Annotated in this window: 16 protein-coding genes and 1 pseudogene; 12 read left to right on the forward strand and 5 right to left on the reverse strand. The window is 70.8% G+C overall.

The window, feature by feature from the left end; all coding sequences use genetic code 11:
- Positions 1-85 precede the first annotated feature (85 nt).
- Positions 86-955: an SDR family oxidoreductase gene (locus tag ACFLIM_RS41665; RefSeq protein ID WP_393174743.1), complete on the forward strand. Its 870-nt coding sequence runs from the start codon at positions 86-88 to the stop codon at positions 953-955.
- On the opposite strand, the gene ACFLIM_RS41670 is transcribed toward ACFLIM_RS41665, so the two are convergent.
- Both ACFLIM_RS41670 and ACFLIM_RS41675 read right to left on the reverse strand, forming a co-directional pair.
- On the reverse strand, positions 948-1,991 hold the full coding sequence (locus ACFLIM_RS41670) for a sensor histidine kinase (RefSeq protein WP_393174745.1): 1,044 nt from the start codon (positions 1,989-1,991) through the stop codon (positions 948-950). The two genes, ACFLIM_RS41665 and ACFLIM_RS41670, sit on opposite strands and share 8 nt — an antisense overlap.
- Positions 1,978-2,643, reverse strand: coding sequence for a response regulator transcription factor (locus ACFLIM_RS41675; RefSeq protein WP_393174747.1), 666 nt, complete (start codon positions 2,641-2,643; stop codon positions 1,978-1,980). Before ACFLIM_RS41675 ends, ACFLIM_RS41670 begins: the two co-directional genes overlap by 14 nt.
- Before the next feature lie 238 nt (positions 2,644-2,881).
- On the opposite strand from ACFLIM_RS41675, the gene ACFLIM_RS41680 reads away from it, so the two are divergent.
- Genes ACFLIM_RS41680 through ACFLIM_RS41710 form a run of 7 tightly spaced genes read left to right on the forward strand, consistent with a single transcriptional unit; the run spans position 2,882 to position 14,900 of the window.
- Positions 2,882-8,023, forward strand: coding sequence for an IPT/TIG domain-containing protein (locus ACFLIM_RS41680; RefSeq protein ID WP_393174749.1), 5,142 nt, complete (start codon positions 2,882-2,884; stop codon positions 8,021-8,023).
- 6 nt (positions 8,024-8,029) lie between these two features.
- Positions 8,030-9,265, forward strand: coding sequence for a multicopper oxidase domain-containing protein (locus ACFLIM_RS41685; protein WP_393174751.1), 1,236 nt, complete (start codon positions 8,030-8,032; stop codon positions 9,263-9,265).
- Between the two features lie 7 nt (positions 9,266-9,272).
- On the forward strand, positions 9,273-10,514 hold the full coding sequence (locus tag ACFLIM_RS41690; protein WP_393174753.1) for a multicopper oxidase domain-containing protein: 1,242 nt from the start codon (positions 9,273-9,275) through the stop codon (positions 10,512-10,514).
- On the forward strand, positions 10,514-11,521 hold the full coding sequence (locus ACFLIM_RS41695) for a multicopper oxidase domain-containing protein (RefSeq protein ID WP_393174755.1): 1,008 nt from the start codon (positions 10,514-10,516) through the stop codon (positions 11,519-11,521). Before ACFLIM_RS41690 ends, ACFLIM_RS41695 begins: the two co-directional genes overlap by 1 nt.
- Complete coding sequence (locus ACFLIM_RS41700) at positions 11,521-11,946, forward strand: hypothetical protein (RefSeq protein WP_393174757.1); 426 nt, start codon at positions 11,521-11,523, stop codon at positions 11,944-11,946. The genes ACFLIM_RS41695 and ACFLIM_RS41700 overlap by 1 nt, the downstream gene beginning before the upstream one ends.
- Positions 11,930-13,690 carry a copper resistance CopC/CopD family protein gene (locus tag ACFLIM_RS41705; RefSeq protein ID WP_393174759.1) on the forward strand — a complete coding sequence of 587 codons (1,761 nt, stop codon included), beginning with the start codon at positions 11,930-11,932 and terminating at the stop codon, positions 13,688-13,690. The genes ACFLIM_RS41700 and ACFLIM_RS41705 overlap by 17 nt, the downstream gene beginning before the upstream one ends.
- A complete protein-coding gene (locus tag ACFLIM_RS41710; protein WP_393174761.1) occupies positions 13,626-14,900 on the forward strand; it encodes a S8 family serine peptidase in 1,275 nt (424 codons plus the stop codon). The genes ACFLIM_RS41705 and ACFLIM_RS41710 overlap by 65 nt, the downstream gene beginning before the upstream one ends.
- Before the next feature lie 67 nt (positions 14,901-14,967).
- Here the strand turns inward: ACFLIM_RS41710 and ACFLIM_RS41715 are convergent.
- Positions 14,968-15,324: pseudogene (locus ACFLIM_RS41715) on the reverse strand (enolase C-terminal domain-like protein); the annotation flags it as partial.
- Positions 15,325-15,395: 71 nt separating this feature from the next.
- Here ACFLIM_RS41715 and ACFLIM_RS41720 point away from each other — a divergent pair.
- Positions 15,396-16,448 carry a LacI family DNA-binding transcriptional regulator gene (locus ACFLIM_RS41720; RefSeq protein ID WP_393174763.1) on the forward strand — a complete coding sequence of 351 codons (1,053 nt, stop codon included), beginning with the start codon at positions 15,396-15,398 and terminating at the stop codon, positions 16,446-16,448.
- A gap of 38 nt (positions 16,449-16,486) precedes the next feature.
- Here ACFLIM_RS41720 and ACFLIM_RS41725 read toward each other — a convergent pair whose 3' ends face one another.
- Positions 16,487-17,497: an alcohol dehydrogenase catalytic domain-containing protein gene (locus ACFLIM_RS41725; RefSeq protein WP_393174765.1), complete on the reverse strand. Its 1,011-nt coding sequence runs from the start codon at positions 17,495-17,497 to the stop codon at positions 16,487-16,489.
- A gap of 109 nt (positions 17,498-17,606) precedes the next feature.
- Positions 17,607-18,476, reverse strand: coding sequence for a helix-turn-helix transcriptional regulator (locus ACFLIM_RS41730; protein ID WP_393174767.1), 870 nt, complete (start codon positions 18,474-18,476; stop codon positions 17,607-17,609).
- 146 nt (positions 18,477-18,622) lie between these two features.
- Between ACFLIM_RS41730 and ACFLIM_RS41735 the strand changes: the two genes are divergently transcribed.
- From ACFLIM_RS41735 to ACFLIM_RS41745, 3 genes are all read left to right on the forward strand, one after another.
- Complete coding sequence (locus ACFLIM_RS41735) at positions 18,623-19,567, forward strand: helix-turn-helix domain-containing protein (protein ID WP_393174769.1); 945 nt, start codon at positions 18,623-18,625, stop codon at positions 19,565-19,567.
- Positions 19,568-19,728: 161 nt separating this feature from the next.
- Entirely contained in the window at positions 19,729-20,910 is a 1,182-nt protein-coding gene (locus ACFLIM_RS41740; protein ID WP_393174771.1) for a hypothetical protein, read from the forward strand.
- Positions 20,907-21,230 carry a nuclear transport factor 2 family protein gene (locus ACFLIM_RS41745; RefSeq protein ID WP_393174773.1) on the forward strand — a complete coding sequence of 108 codons (324 nt, stop codon included), beginning with the start codon at positions 20,907-20,909 and terminating at the stop codon, positions 21,228-21,230. Before ACFLIM_RS41740 ends, ACFLIM_RS41745 begins: the two co-directional genes overlap by 4 nt.
- Positions 21,231-21,242: the final 12 nt, after the last annotated feature.

The raw sequence follows: 21,242 nt of genomic DNA on the forward strand, positions 1-21,242 counted from the left end.
AGTGCTGTCCTTTCCTCGGGCGATGTCACACTCCGGGCGCCGGGACTGCTCTCAGGAACAGACCTATCGCAAGGGAGCAATCGGCATGACCATTCTCGTCACCGGGGCCACCGGAACCGTCGGCCGCCACCTCGTACACCACCTGCTGGTCCGCGATCAGAAAGTGCGCGCGCTGACCCGCGACCCCGCCACCACGAACCTGCCGGAAGGCGTCGAGGTGATCGCCGGCGACCTCACCGACGCCCGCACCCTGAGCGCGGCATTCGACGGCGTCACCGCCGCCCATCTGATCAATTTCGGCGGCGACTACCGGCTGTTGGCGAACGGGCAGCAGATCGTCGACCTGGCCCTGCAGGCCGGGGTACGCAAGGTCACCATCCTGAACGGCTGGCAGGAGGGCACCCTGGAGCCCGCCGTCAGGGCCGGCGCCCTCGAGTGGACCTTCCTGAACCCGGTGCAGTTCATGGCCAACTTCGTGACGGACTGGGGCGAGCCGCTGCGTACCACCGGGGTCGTGCGCGAGCCGTACGGTGACCGCAAGAGCCCGCCCATCCACGAGTCGGACATCGCCGCGGTAGCGGCGGTGGCCCTGACCCAGGACGGCCACCACGGGCAGAGCTACCACCTCACCGGCCCTGAGGTGCTGACCGCCCGCGACATGATCCGCATCATCGGCGAAGCCACCGGCCGCGACCTCCGCTTCGAGGAGCTCACCCCCGACCAGGCCCGGCGGGAGTGGGGAGCACCGGGCCGGCGGCCGAACCTCTCCCTCTTCCGCGCCTTCACCCAGACGCCCGGGGTCAGCGAGGGGGACCTGGTGGAGATCCTCATCCGGATGTACGGCACGCCCAACGACTTCGCCACCACCCTGACCGACAACGTGGAGAAGATCACCGGCCGGCCACCGCACACGTTCGCGGAGTGGGCGGCGGAACACGTGGACCAGTTCAAATAACCGCTGGTCCAGCGCCTGCCTGCGCGGTGGTGAGGCGGAGCGCGCCGGGAAGACTGATGGTGACCTTGAGTCCGCCCGCCGGAGTGGGATCGAGGGCGATACGCCCCCCGTGCGCCTCCACGATCCCCCGAACGATCATCAGCCCCAGCCCTGAGCCGGCGGAGGAGGGCGAGTCGGACCCGTGGAGGAGCTCGGCGGCGCGGCCGGCCGAGATCCCGGGACCGTCGTCCTCCACTTCGATGACCACGCTCGTGGCGCCCTGCTCGGCGCGCAGCACGATCGGGGCGCGACCGTGGAGCACCGCGTTCTCCACCAGGCAGTCGAGGGCCGTCTCCAGCCGCTCCTCGTCACCCGGCACCGGCGTCGGGCTCGCTTCCACGCGGATCGCCTCGTCCGCCACGGGAGCCCAGCGCCGGGCGACCCGTTGCAGCAGAGCGCCGAGGTCCAGGATGCGGGCGTCTCCGCTGGTGTCCTGGTGTGCCCAGGCGAGCGCGGCGAGGCGCCCGCTGATGCGGGAGAGCTTGGCGAGTTCGTCGACGACGACGCCCGCGTCGGCGGCCAGTTCGGGGTCGGTGGTATCCACCTGGAGCATCTCGGCGTACCCGCGCGCGACGGTGAGGGGGGTACGCAGCTCGTGGGTGGCGATCCGGACGAACCGCTCCGTCATCTCATGGGCCACGCGCTCCCGTGAGGCGGCCGATCGGGCCTCCGCCACCGCGGCCGTGCGCCGGCGCACGTGCCAGACCATCACGAGGAAGAGCAAGGACATCAGCGGGATCTCCGCTGTCTCCTCCAACGCGATGACCTCGGAGTGGGCGTGCCGGATGAGGGGAATCCCGGTGACCACGGCCACGCACAGGCACACGGCGTAGGTGGCCGGCAACGGCCACGGCCGTACCCCGTAGACCAGTGCGAGCGAGATCCAGACGAGGTGGAAGGGGATCGTCTCCGCTCCGGGCAGCACCCACATGAGGACGACGTTGAGCGTGGCGAAGACCGCCCAGAGCGGGAGCGCCCAGCGGTCAACCCGCGACAAAGCTGTAGCCCACATTGCGCACCGTTTCGATCGAGTCGGCACCCAGCTTGGTTCGCAGGCGGCGCACGTACACGTCCACGACGTTGCTCGAGGTGTCGAAGGTGAAGCCCCAGACGTTGGCGAGCAGCTCGTCGCGGCCGCACACCTCCCCGGCCCGTCTCATCAGCTGGCTGAGCAGGGCGAATTCGCGATGCGGGAGGTGAATGACGCGGCCCCGGAGGGTGACCGTCCGCCGGTCGAGGTCGAGTGAGAACGCGCCCACCCGAAGCCAGCGGTGGGAGGGGGGGCGGCTGGGGTCCGAGGCACGGAGCCGGACGCGCGCGACGAGTTCGGCGACCGCGAACGGCTTGGCCAGATAGTCGATGGCGCCGGAGGCGAAGCACTCGATCTTGGCGGACACGTCCCCGACCGCGGACAACACCAGGACCCGCTGGCCGGGATGGTGGGCGAGCATCCGGCGTAGCACGTCGAAGCCATTCATTCCGGGCAGCATGAGATCGAGCACGACCAGCGCGAACTCGCCCTCCTGCGCGAGCTGCAAGGCGTCCGTGCCGCCGCCCGTCGTCACGACCGAATGGCCGTCTCTTTCCAGCGCCCGCGAGACGAACCGGCAGATCTTGGGTTCGTCGTCGACGACAAGGATCCGGGGCATGAGGGTGCTCCGCACGAGTAAGCGGCGCCCCACCCGCGACGCCCATCGGTGTCTATGCCCTGTGTGTACCTCCGGCGATCACCCCCGGCAAGGGGCATCCGGTGTCCGAAAGCGGCACCCGGTCTGACCTGGCCGGAGATGACGTCGAGCTGACAGTCGGATGACGGAGTTGTCATCTACGGCACCGGCCGCCAACAGCGCGCGCACCTTGAGGATCTCGCTATGGGAGGGGACGGCCATGCGCGTTCGTCGATTGCTCACCGCGCTGGTGATGGTGGTGGCGGCGGTTCCGGCAGCGGCGGGGCCGGCGCAGGCCCAGGTCACGAGCACGGTCCGGCTCCGTGTCGAGTCCGCGCGTACCGGGGATCCGGTCACCTCCTACAAGTTCCTCGTCACCAAGGACGACACGGGCGATCCCGCCCAGCTTCGCGACGCCGGCTGCATGCCCGGCAATGGGAACGATCCAGCGACGTCCTATCCCAAGACGTGCGACTGGCCCTCCACTCATACGTTCACCGGCGGTGCGGGCGGTGCGGACAACCTGATCACCCAGGGCACGCAGACCGATCTGTCCGAGACGACGGGGCTGGAGCTGCCGGACGGGAAGTACCTGATCTCGGTGGTCGCCGACGGCTTCAAGATCGACGGTGGGTGGGTGACCGTACCCGCGCCCGATCCAGGACTGGTAAAGGTCGGGCTCCAGCCGGATCCGCTGCCACTGGCCCAGCTCAAGGCCCAGGTGTTCGAGGACAACGCCACCAACGGCCAGTTCGACCCCGGCATCGAGCGCGGGCTGGAGGGGTGGGTCGGGCACATCGCCGACGTGCTCGGCGAGGTCACCACCGACTGGTACGGCAACCCGCTCTGCACCCAGTACGACGCCGACCACAATCCGATCGAGGGCACCGGAGGCGAGTGCAAGAGCAACGCCCAGGGTGAACTCGTCATCCCGAACCTGGGCTCCAACCGGTACAGCATGACCATCGTGCCCCCGGACGGCGAGACCTGGATCCAGACCTCGTCCCTCGAAGGCGGTCACGACTGGGACACCTGGGCCGAGGAGGGGCACAAGGGCTTCGACCCCGAGCTGATCGTCAACGGCGCCCCGATCCCCGAGGCCCAGTTCGGCTACGTCAAGCCCACCTCGCTGGACGCCGCACACTCGGGCAACGCGACGATCAAGGGCAGGGTCGTGAGCGTGAAGTCGTACCTGCCGCCCGCGGGTGGTGACACCTTCGAAGGACCGGTGTCCAAACCGTGGATCTCCGTCACGGACCTGCTCGACAACGACACCCTCGTGTACGCCGCCCAGGGGAACGCCGATGGCACCTTCACCGTCCCCGACCTCAAGCCGGGCGACTACCAGGTGGCCTACTGGGACTACGACCAGAACCTGCTGCTCCAGCTCACCAACACCAACGTCGCGGACGGCCAGACGTCGGACCTCGGCGACCTGGCGCTGCCGCACTGGTTCAGCGAGCTGCACGGCTCGGTGTTCTTCGACACCAACAAGAACGGCAAGCGCGACGCGGGCGAGACCGGCCTGCAGGGCCAGCCCGTCGTCCTCAAGTCACGGGACAACTCGATCGTCGACGCGGGCAGCAAGATCGCCACGACCAACGTGCAGGGCAACTGGACGCTCAAGCAGGTCTACCCGTACGGCTACTGGACGGTGCTCGAGGTCTACAACGACCGGTTCTACACCACAGGCGTCACCTACCAGGCGGACAACCAACCGACCGCGACGACCGTCCTGGGCGGCGGCGTCGACATCGCCACGCTCAACCAGGACGGCCTGAACGCGCGGATCGACATCGGCGTGCAACCGTACGCCCGCGGCACCAACGGCGGAATCGTGGGCACGGTCGTCTACAACGAGACCCGTAACGAGCTGGACCCCCACCTGGCCGCCACCGAGGACTACGAGCCCGGCATCCCCGACCTCACGGTCAACCTCTACGAACCCGTGACCGGGCCCGACGGCGAGTACGTCGCCGACGCCGACGGCTCCTACAAACTCGGCCGGCAGGTCGGCACCTACACCAGCGAGACGTTCGAGCGGCCCACCGACTGCCAGGCGCGCAACGCGGGCGGCGCCGCCGTGAACCTGCTGTTCGCTCCCCCGGCCACCGGCGGCTACGAATGCGTCGAGTCGCCTCTCATGGGCAACCAGATCCAGACCGGGTTCGCCACGGTCAACGGCAACTACGGCTTCACGACCGTCTGGCAGTACGACGCCGGCGGCAACCTGATCAAGGACGCGGACGGCGACCCGGTCGAGGCGCCCATGCCCAAGGGCGACTACCTGGTCAAGGTCGAGGTCCCGAAGGACGCGTGGGGCAAGCCGAAGTACAAGGTGACCAGGGAGGAGGACGTCAACGTCTTCGACGGCGACGACTACGAGCCCCAGGTCCCGCCGCCGCCGTGCGCGGGGGCCATGCACCCGGTCGACGTTGCGGGCGTCGGCACCGACGGTCCTGACGCGACCCAGAACGCGACCTTCGCCGAGGCGGGCGGCAGCCCGTACGAGGGTGAACAGCGGCCGCTGTGCGACCTCAAGCTCGTCACGGTCAGCGACATGCGATCCACCGCGCCGGGCTTCCACTTCTTCACCGACGTGCCGCAGCCGGGCCGCCTGTTCGGCGCGGTGGTGGAGGACCTGGCGCTCGGCACCGATCCCAAGGAGTTCTACTACGGCGAGAAGGCCGGCATCCCGAACGCGCCGGTCGGCGTCTACGACTTCACCGGGCGCCTGGTGCACACGATCAACGCGGACCCGAACGGCTTCTTCGAGGTGCTGCTGCCGTCCACGAGGACGTTCAACTGCCCGCTCCCCGCGGGGCCCTGCCCGAACGTCTTCCGGCTGGTCGGCAACGATCCGGGCGCACCCGGCCGGCCGAACCCGAACTACAACCCGGCCTACCGGACGATGGCGTCCCAGTGGCAGATCTGGCCGGGAGTCACCCTGCTCGCCGACGTGGCGCTGCTGCCGACCGGGCCGGTGGTGGAGTTCCCCGGCTCGCAGACCACGCATCCGCCGCGCTGCCTGCTGCCCGACGCGACTCCCGAGCTGTTCGCGGTGTCCACACCGTACGTGAACGGCTCCGGCACGTTCACCGTCAACGGTCAGGGTTTCGGCACGACCGCGGGCAAGGTGTTGCTCGACGGCACCCAGATATCGGTGACGAGCTGGGGCGATCGCACGATTGCGGCATCCGTGCCGGCGGGGGCTCCACCGGGGCCGCACCGGCTGCGGATAGTCCGGTCCGACGGCCGTGAGGCCCGCAACACGCTCACCTTCCACGTTCGGGGTGGGACCTACACGCCCACCGTGATCGAGGTCGGCCCGGGCCGGGCACACACGAAGATCCAGGCAGGTCTCGAGGCCGCGGCCGGCACGGCCCAGGCGCTGCTCGTGGTGTTCCCGAATACGCCGTCGCAGTTCGCACCGCTCGGCGACTACTTCGAGGACGTCGTCGTCCACTCGCCGGTGAAGCTCCAGGGCGTCGGACCGGGCGGAGTGCGCCCGGACGGCAGCTCGGTCGCCGGTTCGATCATCAACGGCCTCGGTTTCACGACCACGAACGCCGTCCAGTGGAGCACGCTGGTCGAAGGGATCAAGGCGTCGCCCGGCTGGAGCGGCAACCAGCAGATCTCCGAGGGCCAGGTCGTGTACGTGCTGGCCAGGGACGGCCAGTTCACCAGCGGCTACAAGGCGGGGATCGACGGCTTCACCATCCAGGGCGGCGACGAGTTCGGCCTGGAGGGCACCTTCCAGACACCCTTCTACCCGGTGCAGGGCGGCGGGATCCACGTCAACGGCTACGCCCGCAACCTGCAGATCACCAACAACGTGATCAGGAGCAACGGCGGCGCGTACGGCGGAGCCATCCGCCTCGGCACCCCGGACATCGGCAGCAACCACAACGACGGCGTCCGCATCGGCTACAACCGGATCCTGCACAACGGCGGCTCCAACCTGGCCGGCGGCGTGGCACTGTTCAACGGCACCAACGGCTATGAGATCGACCACAACGAGATCTGCGGCAACTTCTCCGCCGAGTACGGCGGCGGCATCAGCCACTACGGCCTGTCCGGGGCGACCGGCCCGGCCAACTCGATCCACCACAACCTGATCTGGGCCAACGCCTCCTACGACGAGGGTGGCGGGATCATGCTGGCCGGCGAGGCGCCGCCCGCCGTACCAGATCCACCGGTCTCACCCGGATCGGGGCCGGTCGACATCTACGCCAACACGATCCAGTCCAACCTGGCGGACGACGACGGCGGCGGCCTGCGCCTGCTGCAGGCGGGGAACTGGACGATCAACGTCTACGACGACGTCATCGTCAACAACGTCTCGGCCCACGAAGGCGCCGGGATCGCGCTCGACGACGCCACCAAGGTGCGCGTCTACAACACGACCGTGACGAAGAACATCACCACGTCGACCGCCGCCACCAGCGACGGCAACCCCGTTCCCGCGGGCCTGTCCACCGGCGCCAACAGCACGCAGCTGCAGGCCACGTTGCCGCCGGGCGCACCGGTGTTCAGCGAGCCGCTGTTGTTCAACGACATCTTCCACGACAACAGGGCGGGCACCTGGGATGGCGCCGCCGCCGAGCTCACGGGCCTCGGGCTGCCCGGAGACGCCACTCCGGTCAACGTGTGGGACCTCGGGGCGGGGGACCTCAGCGGCAAGCTGTCGCCGACCAACACCCTGCTGACCAAGGACCATCCCGCGTACGTCAACGCCGCGCCGTCCAACGTGGTCGGCCAGGATCCCAAGGTGCGCCAGCCGTACGACACGATCGTGGATCCGCTGGTGTGGCGGGGTGCTCCCCAGTTCGTGCAGAGCATCATCGTCTCCTTGGACCAGCCCGCGCAGGTCGCCGGCGACTACCACCTGCAGCCGAGGGTGAACGGCTCCCCCGCGCTGGAGGCGGGGACCACCGCGAAGGCGGGAGTCACCGCACCGACGTTCGACATCGACGACCAGCCGCGGCCGGTGGGCCTGTACGACCTCGGCGCCGACGAGGACCCGACGGATGCGCTGGCGCCGCTGATGACCAACCTGGCCGCCCTCCCGGCCACCGGGCCGATCGGCATCAAGGTAGCCGTCGGCGCGCTCGTCACGGACGCGACCACAGGGAACTCGAAGATCGCGGCCGCCGAGTGGTTCGTCGGCGCGGACCCCGGCAAGGGACGCGGCACCGCCATGAAGGCCCTCGACGGCTCGTTCAGCAGCGCCACCGAGCTGATCACCGGCACGGTCGACACCAAGGGCTGGCCGAAGGGCCCACGGACCGTCAACGCCCGCGCCAAGGACGCGAACGGCAACTGGACCGCGGTCAAGACGACGACGATCACGATCAGGTAGGGCGGGATGAACGGATACCAGATCAGCCGGCGCGGCCTCCTCCTGGCCGCCGGGACCGTGGCGGGCGGATGGCTGCTGCGGGACGCGGCGGCCCAGGCGGCCGCACCCCCGACCATCCATCTGGCGGCGACGGACGGGTTCATCTCGCTGCCGGGGAACGTGCCCGGCGTGCATCCCGACCCGCTGGCCCCGGCGCCATTCACCACCTGGGGCATCGGCTTCCGGGACGTGACCGCGCTCACCGCCACGCAGGTGAAGGCGCAGAAGGGCAGGTTCGAGTCGCCCGCCCCGATGTGGTGGGTGAACGAGCTGCAGGACACCCGGGTACAGCTCACCAACCTGGGCCTGGCCCTCCGGCCGGACCTGCTCGACTCGCACACGATCCACTGGCACGGTTTCCGCAACGCCATCCCGCTCTTCGACGGGGTGCCGGAGTTGTCCATCGCGGTGCCGCCCGGCCGGGCGTTCACCTACTTCTACCGGCCGCGTGATCCTGGCACGTACATGTACCACTGCCACTTCGAGGACGTCGAGCACGTCTCGATGGGGATGACCGGGATCGTCTTCGTCCGGCCGAAGCAGAACGCCGGGGCAACAGGGATCCCGGCCGGCAAGTACGTCTACAACGACGGCGACGGGTCGACCGCCTACGACCGCGAGTGGGGCATGCTCCTGACCGAGGCCTGGACCAAGGAGCGCTTCGAGGGGGCGCACATCCAGGAACACGACTGGAGCGAATACGACGCCGACGTCTGGCTGCTCAACGGCCGGTCCTACCCGGACACGCTGGCGCCCAACGGGGGCGGCAACGCCGCCAACGGGGACCTGATAGCACCCGCCGGATACCCAAAGCTGAAATATCAGCCTTTGTCGTCTCTTGTTCGCTGCATGTCCGGCGAGAAGGTGCTCCTGCGCCTGGTCAACCTCGGGTTCCAGCAGCACACCATGACGCTCGCCGGCATCCCGATGCGCGTGGTCGGCAAGGACGCCACCCTCCTGCGCGGCCGGGACGGCACCGACAACTCCTACGTCACCAACGCGATCCATATCGGGCCAGGAGAGAGTGTGGATGCGATCTTCACAGCTCCCCCGGTGACCGACGAGACCGTCTACCTGCTGTACAACCGCGCGTACGCCACGCTCTCGAACCCCGGGCTCGCCGGGCTCGGCGGCCAGGTGACCCAGGTGCGCGTGCTCCCCGCCGGCAGCGGCCTGCCGCCCCAGACCAAGCCCAACACCTGAGGACATCATGCGTGCTCTCAAAGCGGCCCTCGCCGTGGCGCTCCTCGTCGCCCTCACGGTGACTCCGGCTTATGCCCAGCCACCGGAATCCGGCCTCTCCTGTACCGCGGGCCCGTCCTTCGACCTGGCCACGGCCGACGGCTTCGCCGGGTTCCCGGACGGCAACACGGTCTTCATGTGGAGCTACACCGTCAACGGAAGCGGCTTCCAACTGCCCGGGCCCGTGTTGTGCGTCACCGAGGGCGACACGGTCACCATCGCCCTGCACAACACGCTGCCGGAGCCGGTATCGATCCTCATCCCCGGAATCATCGGGATGACCGCCGCCGGCTCGCCCGCGCAGCCCCAGTTCAGCGGCGCCACCCTGACCTCGCTGGTGCCGGCCGCACCGGTCGGCGGCACCGTGACGTACCAGTTCGTCGCGACCACCCCCGGCACCTACCTCTACGCCAGCGGGACCGACCCCGCCAAGCAGGTCCAGATGGGCCTCTACGGCGCGCTGGTGGTGCGGCCCGCCGGCCACACCGACTGGGCGTACGGCACGGCCGCCAGCCGGTTCAACCCGCAGGCGGAGCACGTCGCCCTGCTCTCCGAGATCGACCCCGCCCTGCACGCCGCGGTCGAGAACGCCAAGCCGTACGACGTCACCAAGCTCCACCCGCGCTACTGGATGATCAACGGCCGGAGCTTCCCCGACACCATCGCCCCCAACAACGCCGGTTGGCTGCCGAACCAACCGTACGGAGCGCTGGTCCACATCCAGCCCAAGGACCCGGTCACCAACCCCCACCCCGCTCTCGTGCGCTACCTCAACGTCGGCGACCGCATCCATCCGTTCCACCCGCACGGCAACCACGGCCGGGTGATCGGACGTGACGCCCACGCCCTGGTGAACGGCTCCGACCAGTCTTTCGAGAACTTCCTCGCCGACATCGGGCCCGGCCAGACCTGGGACGTCACCTACGACTGGACCGACGTCGAGCAGTGGAGGCCGGGCACCAACCCGATCCCGGTGCCGCTGCCCCAGCAGCAGAACCTCGTCTACAAGGACGACGCGACCTGGTACGGCGGCAGCCCCTATCTCGGCGTGACCGACAGTCTCCCGGTCGGCGTCACCTCCTACAACGAATGCGGCGAGTACTACCAGATGTGGCACAGCCACGCGCTCAACGAGGCCGCCAACTACGAGGCGGGCTTCGGCGGCATGATGACGCTCGAGCGCATCGACCCACCCGGGGGGTGTTCCTGATGGGAAGCCGCGGTTTCTTGACGGCATGCGGCGCGATCATCGCGGCGACCGCACTGCTCACCCAGCCGGCCGCCGCCGCCCTGCGCGCTCCCACCCGCGCGCACGACTCAGGGGCGGCGGCGGTCCTGCCCCCGTCGCCGTGCACCCTGAGCGGCGGCACGCGGAGCTGCGAATTGTGGGCCAAGACCGGGACGCTCGCGCTGCCCGGCGGGACCACCGTGCCGATCTGGGGCTACGCGGCGACCGCCGCCGACCCGCCGACGCTGCCGGGACCGCTGCTGCTGGCGACCGTGGGCGAGACGGTGAGCATCACGCTGCACAACACGCTCGCCGACGCGACCAGCCTCGGGCTGCCCGAGCAGGAACTGCCTCCCGACACGGCGGGCGCGCCCCCAGGGGGAACCAGGACCTACGAGTTCACCGCGACCCGGCCGGGCACGTTCCGCTATGAGGCCGGGCTGACCGGCGGTGGTCCCCGCCAGGTGGCCATGGGCCTCGCCGGAGCGCTCGTCGTCCGTCCCGTCTCGGGGAACAGCGCGTACGGCACGGCCGCGACCGCCTTCGACGATGAGGCGCTGGTCGTCCTGCAGGGGGTCGATCCCGCGTTCAACGCCGCCCCCGCCACGTATCCGACGGCGAAGTACCGTCCTCGCTACTGGCTGATCAACGGCGCGGCCTACCCGGGTACGGCGGAGATCCCGACCGCGGCGGGCCATCGGTTGCTGCTGAGGTACGTCAACGCCGGACTCGAGGATCATCCGATGTCCCTGGCCGGGGCGTTCCAGCAGGTGGTCGGTGCCGACGGCCGCGCACTCGGGCATCCGTACACCGTCCTCTCCGACACCGTGGTCGCCGGCGGCACGATGGACGCGATCGTCTCCGTTCCGGCGGTCTCGCGAATACCGCTGTTCGAGGCGGCTCGCCACATCGACAACGCCGGGCACACGACCGGCGGGTCGGTCGACTTCGGCGGCATGCTGACGTTCATCACCACGGCGGGGCCGTGATGCGCTGGCCGGCGGTCGCGGCGCTGGCGGTCGCGGCGGGGCTCGTCGTCCTGTTCGCCCTGCCGGACCGTACGGAGCGGCGCGCGGAGATGCCGGCCAGCCACGAGGTCGAGCAGCAGTACGGCGTGCGCTTCACCATGGTGGGCGTCACCGCCGACCACGGCCTCCTCGACGTGCGCTTCATCGTGCTGGATCCGGATCGCGCGACGGACATGTTGTCGGATCCCGCCCGGCTCCCGGACGTCGTGGTGGAGAGCAAGGGCAAGGCGCTGCCGTCGCCCGCGCTGACGCCGATGATCCACGATCCGGTGGCCGGGCGCACGTACTACGTGCTCTACCGCAACTCCGGAGGCGTCGTCCGGGTGGGAGACACCGTGACACTGGCCTTCGACCAGGCGAGCCTGCGGCATGTCCCGGTTCTGTAAGGCGGCGGCGGCCGCCCTCCTGCTGCTCTTCTTCATGGCGGGCCCGGCCGCCGCCCACCCGATCCTGACCGGCTCCGAGCCCGCCGACGGTCAGACGCTCGCGACGGCTCCCGACCGGCTGCTGCTCGAGTTCAGCGAGCCAGTCCTCGTCTCCTCCGTACGGCTGTCGCTGCACCCCTCCGCCGGTGCGACACGTGATCTGACCGCCTCGGCGGAGACCGCGGAGCGTTTCGTGGCTCCCTTACCCCACCTCGGCGACGACGTCTACGAGGTCCGATGGGCGGCGATCTCCAGCGAGGACGGCCATGCCCTGAGCGGGAGCCTGGTGTTCGGCGTCCGACGCGCCGTCGCGGCGGCGGCGCGCGGGGACAGCGGCGGCCCGCAACCGCGGGATTCGGCTCTGGCGCTGGCCCGCGTGGTGGGCGCCTCCCTCGCGGTCGGAGGCTTCCTCGTCGCCGCTCTCCTGGTGCCGCTCGCCCGGCGACGCCGGCCGTCGGGGCCGTGGCCCCTCGTCACCCGCCGCGCCCTGTGGGTCGCCTCGATCGGGGCGGGCATCGGGCTGCTCGCGGTGCTCGCCATCGCCGTCGCCAGTTCGGCCTGGCAGTTCGCCGCCGCTGCGCACGGCAGGCGACTGATCGAGCAACTGGCGCTGCTGCTCACGGCTCTGGTCATCAGCCGTCGCACCCTCGCCACCGACCGCGGCCCGATCACCGCCGGACCGGTCACCGCCGGGCTGGTCGCCGCCGCGCTCGCGGTCGGGGTGGGGGCCCTCGACGGTCACGCCGCCGCCGCCGGAGAGGCGGTCGCGGCGGCCGCGCACGCCGTGGCGGCGGCCGTATGGATCGGCGGGGTGATCGCCCTCGTGGTCGCCGGCCGGCCGCTGCTCGCCGACGGCACCAGCTCCTCGTTCCACCCCACGGCGTCCCGGAAGAGGTCGGCCGGTGCGCTGCTGGGCGCCTACGCGCTGCCCGCCGTGGTTTCGGTCGTGACCCTGGCTGTGACAGGCCCCGTGCTCGCCGGACGCCAGATCGCCACGCCGCACGCCGCCATGGCCACGCCGTACGGGCTCATCCTCGTGACGAAGCTGCTGATCCTGGGTGGCGTGGCCGCCATCGCCATCCACTCCGCCAGGGGACGGTCGGGCGGCCGGCTGCTGATCGTGGAAGCGGTGCTGCTGGGTGGGGTGGCCTGTTGCGCGGCGGTACTGACCGTCACGCCGCCCGCCAGGGGACCGGGCCTGGACCCGGCGCCCGCCGCCGTGCCGCTGCAGCGCAGCGTCCGGCTGGACGACCTGGTGCTGGAGGTGGCCGTACGGCCCGGCACCCCCGGCCGGAACCTGGTCACCGTCGAGATCCACGACACCCGGCGACCGCGGCCCGGCCCGGTGAGCGCGGTGCGGCTGGGTTTGGCGGGCTCCTCCGTCGCGGCGGTGTCCGTGGCCGAGCGGCGATGGCAGGCCGTCGCGGACCTGCCGCCCGCCGGAGGCGTGCCGATCCAGATCGATGTCGCCAGGAACGGTCTGCCGACCACCGGGACGAAGCTGGACTGGACCGTACGCGGGGACGTGCCGCGGGGCCCGCTGGCCGATCAACCCTTGGCTCCGATCACGAACGCCGCGGCATTGGCGTTCGCCGCCGCGGGAGCCGTCCTGGCCCTCGTCTGGAGGAGGAGGCGACACAGTGAGGACCCTGACAATCGCACTGGCCCTGCTGCTGACCCCGCTCGTGCACGCACCGGCGCCTGACCGGGTCGCGGTCATCGTCTATCTCAAGGAACGGGCGGACCTCGGCAGGTTGCCACCAGTGGAACGTCGGCTGCACAGGCAGAGGGTCGTGGAGGAGCTGCACCGGGTCGCGGACCGCACCCAGGCGCCGTTGCTGCGCGTGCTCGAAGCCGAGCGCCGGCGAGGCGCCGTCACCGGCCTCCGCCGCCTGTGGAACGTGAACGCGATCGCGCTGACGACCACCCGGCAACTCGCCGACCTCATCGCCCACCGCCCCGAGGTGGCGTCCGTGGCACCCGACGAGACCGCGTTCGCTCCCGCGGCGGAGATCGAGAACAACCTGACGCAGTCCGGCGCACCCAGGCTCTGGTCGCTGGGCCTGCGCGGCACGGGTGTCGTGGTGGCGAACGTGGACACCGGCGTCGACGTCACCCACCCCGACCTCGCCGCACGATGGCGAGGCGGTTCCGACTCCTGGTACGACCCGTACGGCGAGCACCCGACGCCCGCCGACGTCTCCGGGCACGGTACCTGGACCATGGGTGTCATGGTCGGCGGCGATACGGGCGGCACGGCGATCGGCGTCGCGCCGGACGCCACGTGGATCGCGGCCAAGGCCTTCGACGACGGCGGAACAGCCACGACCTCCGGACTGCACGCCAGCTTCCAGTGGCTGCTCGACCCCGACGGCGACCCGGCGACCGACGACGCCCCCGACGTGGTCAACAACTCGTGGACGTTCTCCGCCAAGGGCTGCAACCTGGCCTTCGAGCCCGACCTGGCGGCGTTGCGCGCGATCGGGGTGCTCCCGGTCTTCTCGGCCGGCAACGGCGGCCCGTACGCGAGCAGTTCCTACAGCCCCGCCAACAACCCGTCCGCCTTCTCGGTCGGGGTGGTCAACGGCAACGACGTGATCCTTTCCATGTCCAGCCGCGGTCCGTCGACGTGCGGCGGCCGCACCGGAGTGTTCCCCAGCCTGGTCGCGTCCGGCAAGGACATCTGGACCAGTGACCTGTACGGCCTGTGGACAACCGCGACGGGAACGTCGATGGCCGCGCCGCACGTGGGCGGCGTCCTGGCGCTCCTGCTCTCGGGCAAGCCAAGCCGCACCGCCGATCAGCAGGCGGCGGCGCTCGTCGCCGGGGCCCACGACCTCGGCGCCGCGGGCCCCGACAACATTTACGGTGGGGGCCGCCTCGACGCACTGGCCGCCTGGAATGCCTTGCCCTGACTACTTGCGGCATGCACGAGGTGCACGGTCTCCGGGCGCCAGGGGTGAGGGCCGCGAGCGGGAGTGGCTACAGGCGTGACAGGGCGCGTTCGGAGCCGTGGACGAAGGACGGGAGGAGTTCGACGCCCCAGCCGGGGGCGGTGGGGGCCGGTACGGTGCCGTTGGTCACCTGCGGCATCGGCTCGTAGACGTCCCGGGTCCACGGGGTGGTCTCGATGCTCCACTCCTGGGGGTGGACGCAGGCGGGCATCGCCGCGGCGAGGTGCAGGCTGAACACGCGCAGCAGCGAGTCGTTAGCGCAGTGGGGAGTGCACGGGATGCCGGCCGCCTCGGCGAGGACAGCCACCTTTCGGGCCCGGGAAACGCCTCCGATGTAGCCGATGTCGGGCTGCACGATGTCGACCGATCGGGTGGCGATCATGCGGTTGAACTGCGGATCACTGTGCTCGTGTCAATCGTTATCGATAACGTTTTACATGCGGTACGATCCTTGCTGTGAACAATGGCCGCGTGACCATCCGCGACGTCGCCGCGCAAGCCGGCGTCTCGGTGGCGACGGTGTCCAAGGTGCTCAACGACCGCTACGGCGTGGCGGCGGCCACCGTCGATCGGGTCCGCGAGGTCATCGCCGAGCTGGGTTACGAGTCCAGCCTTGTCGCGCGGAGCCTGCGCAACCAGCGTACGAACGTGATCGGGATCCTCGTCTGGGACATCGAGCCGTTCAGCGCCGAGCTGCTCAAAGGCGCCGCCCGCGCGATCAGGGGCACCGACTACGAGCTGGTGGTCTACGCGGGCGGCGGTAAGGGCTCGGGCCGGCTCGGCTGGGAGCGCCGCTACCTGTCACGCCTGTCCGGCACGCTGATCGACGGGGCGGTGCTGGTCACGCCCACGGTCCTCGACGTCGACAGCGGCTCCCCCGTCGTCGCCGTCGACCCGCACAGCGGGCGCGAGGCCGTGCCGACGGTCGACGCAGACAACCTGCAGGGCGGCCGGCTCGCCACCGAGCACCTCATCGGCCTCGGCCACCGGCGGATCGGGTTCCTCGGCCGGCCGCCCCGCGACCTGGAGTCCGGTCCCCTGCGCGAGGCGGGCTACCGGTCCGCGCTGGCCGACGCCGGCATCCCGGTCGACCCCCTGCTCGTACAGGCCGCCGGCTACGACGAGAGCGACGTGCGCAACGCGGTCCGCGACCTGCTCGACCTGCCTGAGCGGCCCACCGCGATCTTCGCCGCCAACGACGTGACGGCCATCGCCACCATGGAGGTCGCCGTGGAGCTGGGCCTCCGGGTGCCCGGCGACCTCTCGGTCATCGGCTTCGACAACGTCCCCGAGAGCATGATGACCGAACCGGCCCTCACCACCATCGAGCAGCCGATCCAGCTCATGGGCCGCCTCGCGGTCGAGATGCTGCTGGACATGCTGGCCGGCCGCGGGCCGGCCCAGCGGCACGTGCGCCTGCCCACTCGCCTGATCGCCCGCGCCTCGTGCGCCCCCCACCTGCCGAAGCGAGCGGAAAACGCCCGCCTGCCCGCCCAGCCCCGGTCGTAGGGTCGCCCCGTTCCGGCTACAGCCGGGCAGGGGCCCGGTTATTCGAAGGTGATGACGCGGCGACCGCCGCCGGACCCGCTGCCCATGGCCTCCAGCGTCGCCGGGGCCTGGTCGAGGGTGATCGGCGTGACCTTGGGCAGGATGTGGTGCTGTGCTGAGAAGGCCAGCGTGTCGCGCAGGTCGTGGGGTGATCCGGACGGCGAGGCCATGACCCGCAGCCGGTTGAGCACCATCGGCTGGGCGGCGAGGGTGAGCGGCGTGTTGTCGTAGCCGCAGAGCACCAGCGTGCCGTCCGGGGCGAGCCCGGTGAGAACGGCGGCGGCGGCCTCGTTGGACGGGGCGGCGTTCAGGATGATGTCCGCACCGCCGTCCCATGCCTTGAGCGCGGCGGCAGGGTCGGTGTCGCGGCTGGCCACGAACAGCTCCGCGCCGAGTTCCTTGGCGCTCGCCGCGCCGCCGGCCGACCGGCCGATCACCGCGACCCGCGCGCCCATGGCCACGGCGTACTGGATGGCGAGCGCGCCGACGCCGCCGCTGCCGATGATCGCCACCCGGGAGCTAGGGGTGGCGCCGGCCCGCCGCAGGCCGTTGAACGCGGTCAGGCCCGCGCACATCAGCGGCGCCGCGGCCACCGGGTCCAGCCCGGCCGGCAGCGGGGTCACGTATCCGCCTTTGAACAGGGCGTATTCGGCGTACCCGCCGTCGGTGACGATGCCGGTGATGCGCTTGGACGGGCAGAGGATCTGGTCGCCGGACACGCAGTAGTCGCAGTGGCCGCACGAGTCGTACAGGAACTGGGCCCCGACGGGGTCGCCCACGGACAGGCCGGGCACGCCGCTGCCGAGCGCGGCGACCGTGCCGGTGATCTCGTGTCCGGGGACGACCGGGAAGCGGGCGAACGGGAAGTGCCCGCGCACCAGGTTCAGGTCCGTGAAGCACACGCCGCAGGCGGTGATCTTCACCAGGACCTCACCCGGGCCCGGCTCCGGGATCTGGCGTTCTATCAGGGACAGCGGGGCGTTCACCCCGGTGGCGAGTGCTGCGCGCATAACGGTTTCCTCCTTGGCGGAACTCGAGCGGAGGTGCTCACCTCAGGGATGACGCCCCCGCACCGCCTCTTTCAGAGTGCCCGGACCAGGCCCGCGTAGCCTGGGGTGGTCAACCCCAGCTTCGGCGGAGCCCGAACGCCGGGCCCGGCGTGTCACGCCATACTTCGGCGGGGTCGAGGGCGTGCAGCGCCGGCACGACACCGGGGTCGTCGGGGACGAACCAGAGCAGCCGCTGGACGGCGTCGGCCGTGACGATGTTGTTGCAGGTGACCTTGAGGGTGCCGAGAGCCGGGTTGACGACCCGCTTGTACTCTTCGTGACGCACCTTGACCTCCCGCGCCCGCCACAGCTGGGCGAACTCGGCGCTGGAGGTCAGCAGGTGGCGGATCAGTCCGGCGCTGGTCCGGTCGGCGGGACCGTGGCGGGCGACCGCGGCGCGCAGGTCGGAGACGAGCAGCCGGGAGTGGTAGTCGTGGTCCTCCGGCGGGTAGAGATCGCGGGTGGCCGGGACGGTGAACCAGTGGTAGAGGAAGCTGGCCCGGATCCCGGTCAGCCCCGACTGCGGCCCGACCAGGACCTGTGCGGCGTGGTTCTGCACCACCACCTCGTGCATGTCGGTGATCACCATGGCGGGGGTGTCCTCCAGGCGCTGCATGAGCTGGCGCAGCGCGGCCTGCATCTGGACCGGCTCCGCGCCGAGCGGCGCCGGATACCCCGCCAGATGGAACAGGTGGTCGGTCTCGTCCGGGTCCAGGCGCAGGGCACGGGCCAGCGCGTGCAGGACCGGCTCTGACGGGCACTGCCCGCGGCCCTGTTCCAGCTCGGTGCAGTAGTCGGCGGACATGTTCGCCAGGTACGCCACCTCGTCCCGGCGCAGGCCGGGCACCCGTCGCCTGGTGCCGGGCGGCAGGCCGACGGCCTCCGGGCTCAGCCGGTCCCTGCGCGACTTCAGGAACGACCCCAGTTCGTCGAGGTCCACAGCGTCCTCCCCGTTGCTCCTGGTCCCTCTGCCAACTCTAGGTGCTACCACGTGCGAGATAGCGGAACCACCGGACACGAGAGGTGCGCTCGGGAAGTAACCCCCGGCGACCTGGCATTATCAGCGGTGACGTAGATTTGGTAGCGATGATATTCGGCAACGCTGATCACGAACCACGGGAGCGTCGGCAGCCGGAGGATCCCTTCGCGCGCAGCGTGCTGGCCGAGCTCTCGCTTCCGGGTGAGCGGCTACTGTGCAGCGGCGAACTGGGCTGGCGGACGATGCTCGCCCGTACCTACGTCGATCCCCCGTGCGCGGAGCAGTTCACCACCGCGCAGTCGGGCGACCTGCTGGTCGTGCTGATCACCGGCGGCGCGTACACCATCGAGAGCCGCAAGGGCCGCTGCTGGGGGCGCGCGAACTACCGTCCCGGCTCCGTGGGGGTGACCGCGCCCGGCAACGTGAGCGTGTTGCGCTGGCGGACCACGTCCGGGCAGCGGCTGGAGTCGTTGCACATGCATTTGGGCGCGGACCTGCTCAAGCAGACCTCCGACGCGCTCGGCGAGAAGGGCTCGTGGCAGCGGCGGCTGCCGGACTCTCTGCTGCTCGATGACCCCCTCGTCACGGCGGCGGGCCAGGCGGTCGGGCGGGCGCTGCAGGGACGCGCACCGACCCTGTACGCCGACTCGATCGCGCAGTTGATCGCCACACACCTGCTGTACGGCTCGGAGCCGGAGATCGCGGCCGAGATCCGCCCTGCCGCGCTCGGCGAGTCCACGCTGCGGCTCGTCACCGCGTACATGCACGAGCACCTGCACGAGGACGTGAGTCTCGATGACCTCGCCGCCGTGGCGAACATCAGCAAGTACCACCTCCTGCGTGCGTTCGCCAAGGCGACCGGGTTCACGCCGCACCGCTACCTCGTGCGCCTGCGGATGAGCCGGGCCGCCGACCTGCTCCGGGATACCGCCCAGCCGGTGCTGCACATCTCCATGGCCTGCGGCTACCGCAGCCACGGACAGTTCACGGCCGCCTTCCGGCGTCGCTTCGGCGCGTCCCCCAGGGAGTTCCGCCGCCAGTTCCAGGAGTGATCGCGGTGGGCGGCGGCGGCCTGGCCACACATCGCAATCGTGGGCCAATATTCGGCAATTCCGGGACGGTATGGGCCGGCCGCGCTCGACATCCTGGAATGCGTGCATCGCTTGCCGTCCACACCGTTCGTCCCTGCCACGAATACGGTCGCCGTCGCCTCATGATCGGCACCGACCTCAGTGCGGCCCCTGGGCGGCGCGGCTACCGGCGGACACCTCCGCTGCCCGCGCGCCCGGTGCTGAGCGCGCCGGGAGTGGCCGCCGCAGAGCCCGCGCCCGGGCGGGCACACCCGTTGCTAAGTGCCGGGCTGACCTTCGTCGTACCGCTGTTCTTCCTGCTCGCCTTCGGAGCCGGTGGCGCGGAGACGTCGCTGCGCGTGCTCGCGCCACTGACGACGTTCGCGCTGCCCGCGATCGCGATGATCGCGTTCTGGTGGGAGGACTGGCCCGGCAGTTCCCTGCGCGCGGGCTGGGCCGGGCTCACCGACACGCTGCTCATCGCGGTGGCCGCCGTGGTACTCACCATCGCCGGGCAGGCCGTGGTGGCGAGCGCCGACGTGCGAGCCCTCTTCGACCCCGACCCGGGGGCCGGCCACGTGGCGACGTTCCCGCACACGATGCCGCTGGCCGCAGGGGCGTTCACGGCGATGCTGCAGCTCACGATGGTGTCGGAGGGCTGGCCGCTGCGCGGGCTCGGCCGGGTGCGGTCAGGCGTCGCGGCCCTGGTGGTGAGCTGGACGGCCGGCGTACTGGCCTATCTGGCCCTGGTCGGCGTGCACGACGAGCCGACGGCCATGCCGGGCGGCCTGCGCGACCTCGGCGGGCCCGTCTCGCCCGGGGCGTACGGAGCCTGGCTGACCGCGGTGGGGGTCTGGCAGCTCGTGTTCTTCCTCGCGCTGCGGGGCTGGCCGTTCTCCACGATCCGCCGGCGCGGCCCCCGCCTGCTGGCGGGCAACGCCGTGGTGATCGCCTGCGGCTGGACGACGTACCTGATCCTGCGCCACACGCTGGGCTGGACGCCCAACCGGGTCCTGGCGGTCTGCGGCTGTGTCGTCGCCGCCGTCCTGGTCGTGGCGATGCTGTTCGAGGCCTGGCCGTGGATCCGGCTGCTGTCCCCACTGCCCGGCCGGACCTGCGTGCTGATCTCGGCGCTGGCCGTCGCGGGGCTGCTGTACGGCGGGCTGTCGGCGTACGCACGGCAGGTGGAGTGGGTGCACGCGGCCCCCGACGACTGGGTCGGCTACGCGGCGCTGAACGCGCTCGGCATGAGCGTGATCCTGCACGTGGCGGTCTGGAAACGCTGGCCCCTGGCCACAGGAACGAGAGGAAGGAGACCGCAATGACCGAGCAGGTGTCCGCGGCGGTTCAGAGGCTGCTCGACGCCGCGAACGACGGCGACATCGACGCCTTCCTGGCCGGGTTCACCACCGGCGGCGTGGTGGACGACTGGGGCAGAGACTTCCGCGGCGCGGACCGGATCCGGGCCTGGAGCGACGCCGAGTTCATCGGCAAGCAGGTGGCCCTCGACGTGGGCGCCGTGCAGCGGCGGGGCGGCGAGACGGTGGTCACCGCGCAGGTCGGCGGCAACGGGTTCAACGGCCCGAGCCACTTCGCCTTCCTCGTCGACGGCGACCTCGTCTCCCGCATGACCATCCGCGCCTAGACGCGTTCGATA

This window comes from Nonomuraea marmarensis, from assembly GCF_043197025.1.
Lineage (GTDB): Bacteria > Actinomycetota > Actinomycetes > Streptosporangiales > Streptosporangiaceae > Nonomuraea > Nonomuraea marmarensis.

Coding starts and splice junctions, on each gene's coding strand:
- ACFLIM_RS41680 (WP_393174749.1), top strand. CDS start 2,882: ATGCGCGTTCGTCGATTGCTCACCGCGCTGGTGATGGTGGTGGCGGCG.
- ACFLIM_RS41695 (WP_393174755.1), top strand. CDS start 10,514: ATGGGAAGCCGCGGTTTCTTGACGGCATGCGGCGCGATCATCGCGGCG.
- ACFLIM_RS41690 (WP_393174753.1), top strand. CDS start 9,273: ATGCGTGCTCTCAAAGCGGCCCTCGCCGTGGCGCTCCTCGTCGCCCTC.
- ACFLIM_RS41665 (WP_393174743.1), top strand. CDS start 86: ATGACCATTCTCGTCACCGGGGCCACCGGAACCGTCGGCCGCCACCTC.
- ACFLIM_RS41745 (WP_393174773.1), top strand. CDS start 20,907: ATGACCGAGCAGGTGTCCGCGGCGGTTCAGAGGCTGCTCGACGCCGCG.
- ACFLIM_RS41685 (WP_393174751.1), top strand. CDS start 8,030: ATGAACGGATACCAGATCAGCCGGCGCGGCCTCCTCCTGGCCGCCGGG.
- ACFLIM_RS41735 (WP_393174769.1), top strand. CDS start 18,623: ATGATATTCGGCAACGCTGATCACGAACCACGGGAGCGTCGGCAGCCG.
- ACFLIM_RS41700 (WP_393174757.1), top strand. CDS start 11,521: ATGCGCTGGCCGGCGGTCGCGGCGCTGGCGGTCGCGGCGGGGCTCGTC.
- ACFLIM_RS41740 (WP_393174771.1), top strand. CDS start 19,729: ATGATCGGCACCGACCTCAGTGCGGCCCCTGGGCGGCGCGGCTACCGG.
- ACFLIM_RS41725 (WP_393174765.1), bottom strand. CDS start 17,497: ATGCGCGCAGCACTCGCCACCGGGGTGAACGCCCCGCTGTCCCTGATA.
- ACFLIM_RS41705 (WP_393174759.1), top strand. CDS start 11,930: ATGTCCCGGTTCTGTAAGGCGGCGGCGGCCGCCCTCCTGCTGCTCTTC.
- ACFLIM_RS41675 (WP_393174747.1), bottom strand. CDS start 2,643: ATGCCCCGGATCCTTGTCGTCGACGACGAACCCAAGATCTGCCGGTTC.